This window comes from Conexibacter sp. S30A1, from assembly GCF_023330665.1.
Taxonomy (GTDB): Bacteria; Actinomycetota; Thermoleophilia; order Solirubrobacterales; family Solirubrobacteraceae; genus Palsa-465.
Map to the genome: position 1 here is coordinate 2,546,716 of NZ_CP097127.1, position 13,112 is coordinate 2,559,827.

The following is a 13,112-nucleotide window of genomic DNA, read 5'->3' on the forward strand; positions in this document are numbered from 1 at the left end:
GTTTTACACGCTTGCAGACCGGGTTTACTTACAGGTCATGGCCAAGCGCGCACCCAGCCGGATCATCCTGCAGTATCCGAGCCCCGCGGTGGATGGTGGTCGCTACGCGGTCAAGCGCTGTGTTGGGGATCGCATCGATGTCTCCGTCGACGTTTTTCGCGATGGCCACGACCTGCTCGGCGCCGCCGTGCGCCTGCGGCGGGCCTCGGCCGTCGCAGGCGAGAGCGACGCCTGGCGTGAGCAGCCGCTTAAAGCCCTCGACGCCGCCTATGCGGGTGTGCGCTGGGGCGGCACGCTCTCACTCGATGAGGTTGGGGACTGGGAGTATGAGCTGATCGGGTGGGTTGACCGCTTCGGCACCTGGCGTGATGAGCTGGCGCGCAAGCTCGCCGCCGGGCAGCGGGATCTGGCCGGCGAGCTCTCCGAGGGGCGCGTGCTGCTCGAGCGGATCCGCAAGCGCGCCCAGGGCGACCCACAGGCGCGCGCAGTGCTGGACGCCGCGCTCGAGCGCATCGACTCAGACCCGCAGGCGGCGCTGGATGCCGAGCTGCACGCGGTTGCCGACCGCCACCAGCAGCGCGACGAGCTGACCACGCTGGGCCCGCTGCCGGTCCGGGTAGACCGGCAGCGGGGCTGTTTCGGCGCCTGGTACGAGCTGTTCCCGCGCTCCTGGGGCGGGTTCGCCGGCGTGCAGGCGCAGCTGCCACAGCTGGCGCAGCTCGGCTTTGACGTGCTCTACATGCCGCCGATCCACCCGATCGGCCACACCAACCGCAAGGGTCCCGACAACGCGCTGGTGGCCGGCTCGCACGACCCCGGCTCGCCGTATGCGATCGGTGACGAGAGCGGCGGCCACGACGCGATCCACGCCGAGCTCGGCAGCGAGCAGGACCTGCGAGCGCTGACGGCTGCGGCGGCGGCGCTCGGGATCGACGTGGCGCTCGATCTGGCGCTCAACTGCTCACCCGATCATCCCTGGCTGGTGGCACACCCCGAGTGGTTTCAGCACCGCCCGGACGGCACGCTCAAGTACGCCGAGAACCCGCCCAAGCGCTACCAGGACATCTACAACTTCAACTGGGACAGCGAGGACTGGCGCGGGCTGTGGCAGGCGTTGCTGGAGGTCGTCCTGCACTGGGTGGACTGCGGCGTCAAGATCTTTCGTGTCGATAACCCGCACACCAAGCCGGTGCCGTTCTGGGAGTGGCTGATCGCCGAGGTCCACGCGCGCGACCAGGACGTCATCTTCCTCGCGGAGGCGTTCACGCGCCGGGCGATGATGCGCCACCTGGCGAAGGTCGGCTTCACCCAGTCCTACACCTACTTCACCTGGAAGAACTCCCGCCACGAGCTGACCGAGTACGTTTCCGAGCTTGCTTACGGCGAGGAGCGCGAGTACCTGCGTCCCAACTTCTTTGCCAACACGCCCGACATTCTGCACGCCTACCTGCAGCAGGGCGGGCCGCCCGCGTTCGTCGCGCGACTCGTGCTGGCGGCGACGCTCGGCCCGAGCTACGGGATCTACTCGGGCTTTGAGAACTTCGAGAACACGCCGCTGCACGAGGGCTCGGAGGAGTACCTGGGCTCGGAGAAGTACGAGCGCAAGACGCGCTCGTTGGACGGGCCGCTGCTGCCGCTGATCGAGCGCGTCAACCACGCGCGCCGCGCGCACCCGGCGCTTGCACAGCTGACGAACGTGACGTTTCTCGCGACCGCCAATGAGGCGCTGATCGCCTACCTCAAGCGCGCCGGTCAGGACACCGTGATCACCGTCGTGAACCTCGACCCGCACCGCTCGCAGGAGGGGCTCGTCACCGTCGGCGGTCAGCTTGGGCTGCCCGACGCCTTCACCGTGCACGACCTGCTGGCCGACGCGGACTACCGCTGGCGGGTGGGCGGAAACTACGTGCACCTGGGGCCCGGGGACGCTCACCTGGCCTGGGTGGCGGTGGCCTGATGCCGGGTGCGCCCGTTGGCCCCACCCCCGGTCGTGCCCAGACCAGCCAGTGGTTTCAGGCGGACCCGCTGTGGTTCAAGCAGGCGATCTTCTACGAGGTCCACATCCGCGGCTTCTACGACTCAGACGGTGACGGCTCCGGTGACTTCCGCGGCCTGAAGGAGAAGCTCGACTACCTCGAGTGGCTCGGGATCGACTGCATCTGGCTCTTGCCCTTCTACGCCTCGCCGTTGCGCGACGGGGGCTATGACATCTCCGACTTCTACGCGGTCCACCCGGACTACGGGACCGTCGAGGATGTGAGGGCACTGGTGGACGCGGCGCACGCGCGCCAGATCCGCGTGATCGCGGACCTGGTGATGAACCACACCTCCTCCGAGCACCCCTGGTTTCAGGAGTCGCGCTCGAGCCCTGAGAGCCCCAAGCGCGACTGGTATGTGTGGTCTGACAGCCCCGAGCGCTACCAGGACGCGCGCATCATCTTCATCGACACCGAGACGTCGAACTGGACCTACGACCCGGTCGCCGGCCAGTACTACTGGCACCGCTTCTTCTCCCACCAGCCGGACCTCAACTACGACAACCCCGAGGTTCAGGAGGCGATGCTCGACGTGCTGCGCTTCTGGCTGGAGCTCGGGCTCGACGGCTTCCGCCTCGACGCCGTCCCCTACCTGTATGAGCGGGAGGGCACGATCTGCGAGAACCTGCCCGAGACCCACGCCTACCTCAAGCGGGTCAGGCGAGAGATCGACGAGCGCTTCCCCGACCGGGTGCTCCTGGCGGAGGCCAACCAGTGGCCGCAGGACGTGGTCCAGTACTTCGGCGCAGGTGACGAGTGTCACATGGCCTTCCACTTCCCGGTCATGCCGCGCATGTTCATGGCCCTGCGCCGCGAGCAGGCCACGCCGATCTACGAGGTCCTCGAGAACACCCCGGCGATCCCGGAGAGCTGCCAGTGGGGGCTCTTCTTGCGCAACCACGACGAGCTGACGCTCGAGATGGTCACCGACGAGGAGCGCGACTACATGTATGCCGAGTACGCCAAGGATCCGCGTATGAAGCTCAACCTCGGGATCCGCCGGCGCTTGGCGCCACTGCTGGAGGGCGGTCGTGGCGAGATCGAGCTGCTCACCGCCATCCTGTTCGCGCTGCCCGGCTCACCGGTGCTCTACTACGGCGATGAGATCGCGATGGGCGACAACGTCTTCCTGGGTGATCGTGACGGCGTGCGCACGCCGATGCAGTGGAGCGTCGACCGCAACGGCGGCTTCTCCCGGGCCGACTTCGCGCAGCTCTACTGCCCGCCGTTGATGGACCCCGTCTACGGCTACCAAGCCGTCAACGTCGAGGCGGCGCTGCGCACCCCGACCTCGCTGCTGCGCTGGGTGCACCGCTTCATCGAGCTGCGCAAGCTGCACGCGGTGTTCGGCTCGGGCAGCTACGAGCCGATCCACAGCTCGAACCCGAGGATCTTCGCGCTGATCCGCCGCCTCGACGAGGAGGTTGTGCTCTGCGTGCACAACCTGTCGCGTTCCGCCCAGGCGGTCGAGCTCGATCTCTCCGCCTTTGAGGGACGCCACCCGGTCGAGCTGTTCGGCGACTCGCGCTTTCCGCCCATCGGGCAGCTACCGTACCTGCTCACGTTCCAGCCGCGGGGCTACTACTGGTTTTCCCTGGTCGACGAGCGAAAGGATCCTGCAGGTGACTGAGCAGCTGCGCGACTGGCTGCGGGAGCAGCGCTGGTTTGCCGCCAAGGACCAGAGCCTCAGCGGGGTTGAAGCGGTCGAGCAGGCGCAGCTTGCGCCCGGCGTGACGCTCGCGCTCGTGCAGGCGCAGCTGGCCGGCGCCGCCCACGAGCTCTACCAACTGCTGTTGGACACCGACCGTGGTGTCGATGGCTTTGACGTGCTCGCGCAGCCGGCCTGTGCGCATGCGCTGTTGGCCGCGATCGAGTCAGGCGGTGAGCTTCAGGGCCGCCATGGGCGCTTCTTCTTCCGGCGGGCCCGGGGTGAGGGCGCGGTCGCCTCCGTCGGGCCGGATGAGCCGGTGCGGCCGATGGGCGCCGAGCAATCCAACAGCTCAGTCGTGTTCGGGGAGCGGCTCGCGCTGAAGGTCTACCGCAGGCTCGAGCCGGGTATCAACCCGGAGCTTGAGATGCTGCGCTTCCTCACCGCCCACGGCTACCCGAACATCGCGCCGCTGCACGGCTGGTTCGAGTACGAGGGTGAGGCGCTGGCGGCGACGCTCGGGGTCACGCAGCGCTACCTGGTTGGTGGCACCGACGGCTGGCAGCTGGCGCTGGAGCAGATTCCGCGCCAGCCGGCGCGCTTCCTGGCCCACCTGGGCGCGCTGGGCGAGGCGACCGCACGGCTGCACACGGTGCTCGCAAGCGACGCGGAAGACCCGGCCTTCTCGCCCAGGGACCCGAGCAGCGAGTTTTTGAACATTCTGCGTGCGACGCTCGACGATCAGCTAGAGCGGCTCTTCGGCCACCTGCCGGAGGACCCGAGCCTGGCGCCACTGGCAGGGCTCGAGCAGGGTGTCAGGCAGTGCATCAGGATTCCCAACCAGGGACCGATCGGCGGTAAGAGCATCCGCATCCACGGCGATTACCACCTCGGCCAGACGCTGCACACGCAGGAGGGCTGGACGCTGCTCGACTTCGAGGGCGAACCCGCACGGCCGCTGAACGGCCGCCGCCAGAAGCGCTCGCCGCTGCGCGACGTGGCCGGCATGCTGCGATCCTTCTCCTACGCAAACTGGGCGGTGAAGCTCAAGCTCGGCCTCGAGCCGCCCGCCGACTTCGAGGTCAGCGCGCGCTCAGCCTTCCTGGAGGCCTACCTCGATTCGGTCGACCGGACGCTTCTGCCGACAAGCCAACAGCACACGCTCAACCTGCTCGCCACCTTCGAGCTGGAGAAGGCCTTATATGAGCTGCAGTACGAGCTCGCAAACCGGCCGGACTGGGTCGCGATCCCGGTGGCTGGGATCCTGCGTCTGGTGCAGGAGTCGATGTGAGCGCCCGGCGTGATGCTGCGCTCGAGGCGCTCGCTCACCGCGAGCACTCCGACCCGCACGCGCTGCTCGGCGCCCATGCCAAGCGCAGCGGCGTTGTGATCCGCGCGCTGCGCCCCGGCGCGGTCGCGGTCAGCGCCCTGCTCGATCAGCCCGGCCCCGGCGGCGAGCAGCAGGTAGCGCTCGAGCAGGTGCACCCCGCGGGCATCTTCCAGGCGACCGTGAAGGGCGCGCGGCTGCCGCTGCACTACCGCGTCGAGGCGATTTACCCCGAGGGGCCGGCCCACACGCAGGTTGACCCCTACGTGTTTTTGCCCACGCTCGGCGAGCTTGACCTGTACCTGATTGGCGAGGGCCACCACGAGCGCATCTACGAGCTGCTGGGCGCGCATCCGAGGCTCCATCAGGACATTGAGGGGACCGCGTTCGCGGTCTGGGCACCCGGAGCGCGCTCCGTCAGCGTGGTCGGCGACTTCAACTTCTGGAACGCCCAGGTGCACCCGATGCGCTCGCTGGGCTCAAGCGGCGTCTGGGAGCTGTTCATCCCCGGTGTCGGTGAGGGCAGCCGCTACAAGTTCGACATCCTGACGGCGACCGGCGAGCGGCGGCTGAAGGCCGACCCCTACGCGCAGGAGACGGAGCGCCCGCCGCAGACCGCGTCGGTGGTCACCCGCAGCCGGCACGCGTGGAGCGTCACCGAGCACGCGTGGCGCGAGCGGCGCGCCACCGGCACGCCGCTCGCGCAGCCGGTGTCCATCTACGAGGTCCATCTCGGCTCGTGGCGCCAGGCGGCCGCCGGAGCACAGCTGAACTACTCAGAGCTCGGCCACCAGCTCGGCACCTACGCGCAGGACATGGGCTTCACGCATGTCGAGCTGATGCCGGTGATGGCGCACCCGTTCGCGGGCTCGTGGGGCTACCAGGTCACCGGCTACTACGCCCCGACGCCGCGCTACGGCTCCCCGGACGACCTGCGCGCACTCGTCCAGACGCTGCACGAGCACGGCGTCGGCGTGATCCTCGACTGGGTTCCCGCCCACTTCCCGCGTGACGACTGGGCGCTCGCGCGCTTCGACGGCACCGCGCTCTACGAGCACGCCGACCCACGCCGCGGCGCCCACCCGGACTGGGGCACGCTCGTGTTCAACTTCGGCCGCCACGAGGTTCGCAACTTCCTGACCGCCAACGCGCTCTACTGGCTGCGCGAGTTCCACGCCGACGGTTTGCGGGTCGACGCGGTGGCGTCGATGCTCTACCTCGACTACTCACGGGGCGCCGGCGAATGGGTGCCCAACCAGTTCGGCGGCCGCGAGGACCTGGAGGCTGTCGCCTTTCTCAAGGAGCTCAACGAGCTGGTCTACGCGCACGAGCCCGGTGTGATCTCCGCCGCCGAGGAGTCCACCGCCTGGCCGGGCGTCTCGCGCCCCACCTACCTTGGTGGCCTCGGCTTCGGCTTCAAGTGGAACATGGGCTGGATGCACGACACGCTCGGCTACCTCGAGCACGACCCCGTCTACCGCCGCTACCACCACAACGAGCTCACGTTCAGCCTCGTCTACGCGTTCACCGAGAACTTCATCCTGCCGCTCTCCCACGATGAGGTCGTTCACGGCAAGGGCTCGCTCTATCAGAAGATGGCCGGCGACCACTGGCAGAAGCTCGCGAACCTGCGGGTCCTGTACGGCTTGATGTGGGCGCATCCGGGCAAGAAGCTCTTGTTCATGGGCGGTGAGCTCGCCCAGAAGGACGAGTGGGATGCGACCACGGAGCTTCCGTGGGAGCTTCTGCAGGCGCCGGAGCACGCCGGGATCCAGGCGCTGGTGCGCGACCTCAACCGGGCCTACCGCGAGTACCCGGCGCTATGGGAGCTCGACTCCGAGCCCGAGGGTTTCTTCTGGCTTGAGCCCAACGACGCCGACGCGAACCTGATCGCCTTCGCGCGCCAGAACCGCGGTGCCCGCGACGTGGTTGTGTTCGTCGGCAACTTCGCGCCGGTGCCGCGCCCCGACTACCGGGTGGGACTGCCGCGGCCGGGCCCTTGGCGCGAGGCGCTGAACACCGACTCGCGCTTCTACGGCGGCGCCGACCTGGGCAACGCCGGCGAGATCGTCGCGGAAGCGGTCCCGTGGCACGGGCAGCCGTATTCGGCCCGGGTGACGGTCCCGCCGCTGGCGGCGTTGTGGCTGGTGCCCGAGAGGCAGTGAGCGCGGAGTGAGCGAGTACCCCTGGGAGCGTCCGCTCGGCGCCCGCCCGCTGGCCGACGGCCGCACCGAGTTCCGTGTCTGGGCGCCGTCCGGCGAGCCGCGGCTGATCCTTGACCCACAGCGCCGGCGCGGCTCGATCGGCCCGCCGCGCACACCCCCGCTCGCGATGGAGCACGTCGGCCACGGGGTCTACGAGCTGGCCATCGAGGTGGCGTCCGGCACCGACTACTGCTATCTGGTCGGCGGCCGCCGCCGCCCGGACCCGGCCTCGCGCTGGCAGCCGTACGGGCTGCGCGGGCCCTCGCGGGTCTACGCGCCAGCCTCCGCACCGGTCTTCATGCCAAAGCCCATGCAGGAGCAGGTGATCTACGAGCTTCATGTTGGCACCTTCAGTGAGCAGGGCACCTTCGCGGGCGCGATCCCTCACCTGGCTGAGCTGGCGGCGCTGGGTGTGACGGCGATCGAGCTGATGCCGGTCGCCGAGTTCCCGGGGGCGCGCGGCTGGGGCTATGACGGCGTCTACCTGAGCGCCGCGCAGTCCTCCTACGGTGGCCCGGTGGGCCTGCAGGAGCTGGTGAGAGCCGCTCACGACCACGGCCTGGCGGTGATTTTGGATGTCGTCTACAACCACGTCGGCGCCTCCGGCAACGGGGCGCTCGAGGCCTTTGGCCCGTACTTCACCGCCAAGTACGAGACCTTCTGGGGCCGGGCGATCAACTACGACGACGCTCGCTGCGACCCGGTGCGCGAATGGGTCGTGCAGTCGGCCGAGGGGTGGGTGCGCGACTTTGGCATCGACGGTCTGCGCCTTGATGCGATCCACGCGATCTTCGACGGAAGCCCTGAGCACATCGTCGCGGCGGTCACCCGCCGGGTGCATGCGCTCGCGCCTGGGCGGCTGGTGATCGCTGAGAGCGGGCGCAACGACCCGATCGTCACGCGTGCCGCGCAGCTGGGTGGGTATGGTTGCGATGGAGCCTGGGCGGATGACTTTCACCATGCACTGCGGACCCTCACAACCGACGAGCACGACGGCTACTACGCCGACTTTGGCCAGCTCACTCAGCTGGCCAAGGCCTTCCACCGCCCCCACGTCTTTGACGGCAACTACTCACCGGTCCGCAGGCGCCGCTTCGGGGCGCCTGCGCAGGAGACCCCGGTCGAGCGCTTCGTCGTCTTCTGCCAGAACCACGACCAGGTCGGCAACCGCGCCTTCGGCGACCGGCTGCCCCACGCCGCCCGCGCGCTTAGCGCCTTCTGTGTACTGCTCTCGCCGTTCACGCCGATGCTGTTCATGGGCGAGGAGTACGGCGAGGACGCTCCCTTTCAGTTCTTCTGCGACCACATCGACAAGCGCATCGCCGACGCGACCCGGAGGGGCCGACGGGCCGAGTTCGCCGCGTTCGCGGCGTTCGGCCAGGAGATCCCCGACCCGCAGGCGCAGGACACCTTTCTGGCCTCCAAGCTCACGCGCGCAGGCGACCCGGCGCTCGCCGCCCTCTACCGAGAGCTCCTGGCCGTCCGGCGCCTGCTGCCTGTCGGTGAGGCTTCAGACATCCGCTACGACAGCGCTGCCCGCTGGTTGCGCGTGGTGCGTGGGGGCCACGAGCTGGTCTGCAACTTCGGCTCGGATGAGCTCGAGCTCAGCGTTGTCCCCGGTGAGGCGCGGATGATCCTCGCCACCCATCCCACCGTTGCCCTTGCCGACGGGCGGCTGCGCCTGCCGGCGCTCGGCGGCGCGCTGCTGGCCACGGAACCGGCCTGCTGATGGAGGTCTGGCCGGGCCAGCCGTTCCCGCTGGGCGCCACCTGGGACGGGCAGGGCACGAACTTCGCGCTGTTCTCCGAGCACGCCGAGTCCGTGGAGCTGTGTCTGTTCGACGACGACGGCGTTGAGCAGCGCATCCCGGTCACGCAGCGGCGCGCCCTGAACTGGCACTGCTACGTGCCGGGGGTCGGCCCCGGGCAGCGCTACGGCTACCGGGTGCACGGCCCCTACTACCCCGCCGCTGGGCTGCGCTTCAACGCCGCCAAGCTGCTGATCGACCCCTACGCCAAGGCGATCGAGGGCACCGTCGACTTCGCCGGCGACGCGAACGTGCTGCCCTACGTACCAGATGGCGGCAACGATAACGATGACCTCGAGCGCGACGACGAGGATGACGCTGCCGCGGTGCCGAAGTCGGTCGTGATCGACGGCAGCTTCGACTGGGAGGGTGACCAACAGCTGCGCACACCGTTCCCGGACACCGTGATCTACGAGACGCACGTGCGCGGCTTCACGATGACCCACCCGCAGGTGCGTGAGGATCTGCGCGGCACCTACGCCGGGCTCGCCTCCGAACCGGCGCTCGCCTACCTCAAGGAACTGGGCGTCACCGCCGTTGAGCTCCTGCCCGTCCACCACATCTGCGACGAGTCGTTTCTGGCCGCTCGGGGGCTGACCAACTACTGGGGCTACAGCACGATCGGCTATCTGGCACCGCACTCCGAGTACGCCGCCACCGGCCGCCGCGGCGAACAGGTGCGGGAGTTCAAGGGCATGGTCAAGGCGCTGCACCGTGCGGGCATCGAGGTGATCCTGGATGTCGTCTACAACCACACCGCCGAGGGCAACCATCTCGGCCCGCTCTTGTCCTTCAAGGGCGTCGACAACCCCGCCTACTACCGCCTGATGCCTGACGACCCGCACCACTACATGGACTTCACCGGGACCGGCAACTCGCTGAACCCACTGCACCCCAGCGTGCTGCGGCTGATCATGGACTCGCTGCGCTATTTCGCGATCGAATGCCACGTCGATGGCTTCCGCTTCGACCTGGCCTCCGCGCTGGCACGCGAGTTCTTTGACGTGGACCGGCTCTCCTCGTTCTTCGACATCATCCACCAGGATCCGGTGCTCTCGCAGGTGAAGTTGATCGCGGAGCCGTGGGACGTGGGTCCGGGTGGCTACCAGGTCGGGAACTTCCCCGTGCTGTGGTCGGAGTGGAACGGCATGTACCGCGACACGATGCGCGACTTCTGGCGCGGCCAGGCGAACCCCGGCGACTTCGCCTCGCGCCTGTCGGGCTCCTCGGACCTCTACCAGCACGACGGCCGTGACCCGTTCGCGTCGATCAACTTCATAACCGCCCACGACGGCTTCACGCTCGCTGACCTGGTCGCCTACAACGACAAGCACAACGAGTCAAACGGTGAGGAGAACCGCGACGGCACCGACGACAACCGCTCCTGGAACTGCGGGGTCGAGGGCGAGACCGACGACGCGGCGGTGCTGGCGCTCCGCGCCCGCCAGAAGCGCAACTTCCTGGCCACGCTGCTGCTCTCGCAGGGCACACCGATGCTGCTCGGCGGTGACGAGTGTGGCCGCACCCAGCGCGGCAACAACAACGCCTGGTGCCAGGACAGTGAGCTCTCCTGGTACGACTGGCAGCACTGTGAGCCGGAGCTGCACGCCTTCACCAAACGGCTGATCGACCTGCGTCGCGCCCACCCCGTTTTCCGGCGGGAGCGTTTCCTGGAGGGCGCCATCGATGGTGAGGCGCTCCCGGACGCCTGGTGGTTTCGCCCCGACGGGCACCGCATGACGACCAAGGACTGGTCATCGCGCGGCTCGGCGATCGGGCTGTTCCTCAATGGCGAGACCATCCCCAACCTCGGACCTCAGGGGCAGCGGATCACCGACGCGTCGTTTCTGCTGTTGTTCAACCCCTCGGGCGATGATTGTGAGTTCACGCTGCCGCGTCGCTACATGGGCGAGGGCTGGGTGCTCGAGGTCTCCAGCGCGCAGCCGCAGCTTGCCGCGGGCGCCCTGCGGTACGAGCCCCACACGGTGGCGGTGGTGCCGGCGCGGTCGCTGCTCGTGCTCAGGCGCGCATGACGGGGGACGGGTGGCCAGAGCGCGCACCCGCGGTGCGTGCCACCTACCGGCTGCAGCTGACGCCCGAGTTTGGCTTCGCCGCCGCGGCGGCGCTCATCCCCTACCTGCGCGAGTTGGGCGTCTCGCACCTGTATCTGAGCCCGTCGCTTGAGGCTCGCGCCGGCTCGAGTCACGGCTACGACGTCGTCGACCCAACCAGGGTCTCCGGGGATCGCGGCGGCGAGGCGGGTCTGCGCGCGCTGGCGCAGCGGGCCCGCGCCGCGGGCATGGGGATCGTGCTCGACGTGGTCCCCAACCACATGGCGGCCTGCGATGAGAACCGCTACTGGACCGACGCGGCGCTGCGCGAGCGCTTCTTCGACATCGACCCGGTCAGCGGCCGGCACCGCCGCTTCTTCGATATCGACGACCTGGCGGGCGTGCGGGTCGAGGACCCGGAGGTGTTTGAGGCAACGCACGGGCTGGTGCTGGGGCTGGTGGCCGAGGGGGTCATTGACGGCCTGCGCATCGATCACCCCGATGGTCTGGCGGACCCGACCGGCTACCTGCGGACGCTGCGGGCGGGCGGCGTCGGATGCGTCTGGGTCGAGAAGATCCTGGCAGCGTCCGAGCGCCTACCGGCGGACTGGCCGGTCAGCGGCACCGTGGGGTACGAGTTTCTCAACGAGGCGCTCGGGCTGTTCGTCGACCCGGCCGGCGAGGCGACGCTGAGTGAGCTGTGGGTGCTGGCGAGCGACGACGCGCGACCGTTCGGCGCCCACGCCCTTGAGGCGAAGCTCGAGCAGGCGCTGACCACGTTCGCGCCGGAGCTCGAGCGGCTGGCGCGCGCAGCTGGGGCCCCGGACGCCGCGGCGGCACCCGCCAGCCTGGCCCTGGCGCTCGCCTCATCGCCGGTCTACCGCACCTACGAGCCGCCCAGTGCCGGAGAGTTCATCACCCGCTTCCAGCAGACCACGCCGGCGGTGGTCGCAAAGGGGATCGAGGACACCGCCCACTACCGCTACGGGCGGCTCTTGGCGCTCAACGAGGTGGGCGGGGACCCCGGCCGCTTCGGGGTCGCCGTGGAGGACTTCCACGCCGCCTGCGCCGCACGCGCGGTGCGTCACCCGCACGCGCTGCTTGCGACGATGACGCACGACACCAAGCGCTCGCTGGACACGCGCACGCGGATCGCGGTGCTGTCGCAGCTACCGGAGCGCTGGCGTGGCTTCGCGCAGCGCTGGCTCGACGCCTCGCAGCAACACTGCGGGGCCGTCGGTGGCCGGCTCGCCCCGGATGCGGCGGAGCGCTACTTCATCCTGCAGACGCTCCTCGGCGTCTGGCCGGTCGAGCCCGGGCGCCTTGACGGATATCTGGAGAAGGCGCTGCGCGAGGCCAAGTGCCACACCTCCTGGGTCACGCCGGACCTCGACTACGAGCAGGCTGTCAAGCACTACGCGCGCGAGCTCTCGGCCGACGGTGCCTTCCGCGCAGAGCTCGAGGCGCTGCTCGCCGAGCTTGAGCCGCTGGCGCTGCGCGCCACGCTCGGTCAGCTCGCCCTGAAGCTCACCTGCCCCGGCGTGCCCGACATCTACCAGGGCGACGAGCACGAGTTCCTCGCGCTGGTCGACCCGGACAACCGCCGGCCGGTCGACTTCGCGCTGCGGCGCGAGCGGCTCGCCCAGCTGTCCTCGGACCCGGGGGCCGCCGCGCCGCCGTCGCTCGGCGACTGCAAGCTGTGGCTGACCGCCAGGCTGCTCGGCCTGCGGGCGCGGCGGCCAGAGCTCTTCATGGGCCGCTACGAGCCGCTCGAGGCGGGCGCCGGGGCGTGTGTGTTCCTGCGTGGCGAGCGCGAGCTGCTGGTGGCTGTGGCACTGCCCCGGGCGGGCGCTCATCCGGACCCCCTGGTGCGCGACCTGCCGGGCGGGCGCTGGCGCGATGTGTTGAGCGGCCGGGAGCGCTCGCTCGACACCGCCCTGCCGCTGTCTGCGCTGGTCGATTCAAGGCTCGGCCTTGGCGTCCAGGAGCGCGTTTGAGTCACGGGCCGTCCGGGCGATCGCTGCATAGTGCGATAGTTG

At 69.3% G+C, this 13,112-nt stretch carries 7 protein-coding genes; all 7 read left to right on the forward strand.

All coding sequences use genetic code 11. The annotated features are described in order from the left end of the window. The first annotated feature begins 37 nt into the window (after nucleotides 1–37). From M3M54_RS12290 to M3M54_RS12320, 7 genes are read left to right on the forward strand one after another with little or no spacing between them, the layout of a single operon-like run. Entirely contained in the window at nucleotides 38–1,957 is a 1,920-nt protein-coding gene (locus M3M54_RS12290) for an alpha-1,4-glucan--maltose-1-phosphate maltosyltransferase (RefSeq protein ID WP_249019338.1), read from the forward strand. After that, nucleotides 1,957–3,666 carry a maltose alpha-D-glucosyltransferase gene (gene treS / locus M3M54_RS12295; RefSeq protein WP_249019339.1) on the forward strand — a complete coding sequence of 570 codons (1,710 nt, stop codon included), beginning with the start codon at nucleotides 1,957–1,959 and terminating at the stop codon, nucleotides 3,664–3,666. The genes M3M54_RS12290 and treS overlap by 1 nt, the downstream gene beginning before the upstream one ends. Further along, a complete protein-coding gene (locus tag M3M54_RS12300) occupies nucleotides 3,659–4,975 on the forward strand; it encodes a phosphotransferase (protein ID WP_249019340.1) in 1,317 nt (438 codons plus the stop codon). Before treS ends, M3M54_RS12300 begins: the two co-directional genes overlap by 8 nt. Beyond that, nucleotides 4,972–7,176: a 1,4-alpha-glucan branching protein GlgB gene (gene glgB, locus M3M54_RS12305; RefSeq protein ID WP_249019341.1), complete on the forward strand. Its 2,205-nt coding sequence runs from the start codon at nucleotides 4,972–4,974 to the stop codon at nucleotides 7,174–7,176. Before M3M54_RS12300 ends, glgB begins: the two co-directional genes overlap by 4 nt. Nucleotides 7,177–7,183: 7 nt before the next feature. Then, nucleotides 7,184–8,944 (forward strand): malto-oligosyltrehalose trehalohydrolase, encoded by a 1,761-nt coding sequence (gene treZ, locus M3M54_RS12310; RefSeq protein ID WP_249019342.1) that lies wholly within the window; start codon nucleotides 7,184–7,186, stop codon nucleotides 8,942–8,944. Beyond that, complete coding sequence (gene glgX / locus M3M54_RS12315; RefSeq protein ID WP_371878668.1) at nucleotides 8,938–11,055, forward strand: glycogen debranching protein GlgX; 2,118 nt, start codon at nucleotides 8,938–8,940, stop codon at nucleotides 11,053–11,055. Before treZ ends, glgX begins: the two co-directional genes overlap by 7 nt. Further along, the gene (locus M3M54_RS12320) at nucleotides 11,052–13,070 is read left to right on the forward strand and encodes a malto-oligosyltrehalose synthase (protein ID WP_249019344.1); all 2,019 of its coding nucleotides are present in this window, start codon (nucleotides 11,052–11,054) and stop codon (nucleotides 13,068–13,070) included. Before glgX ends, M3M54_RS12320 begins: the two co-directional genes overlap by 4 nt. The last annotated feature ends 42 nt before the right edge of the window (nucleotides 13,071–13,112 follow it).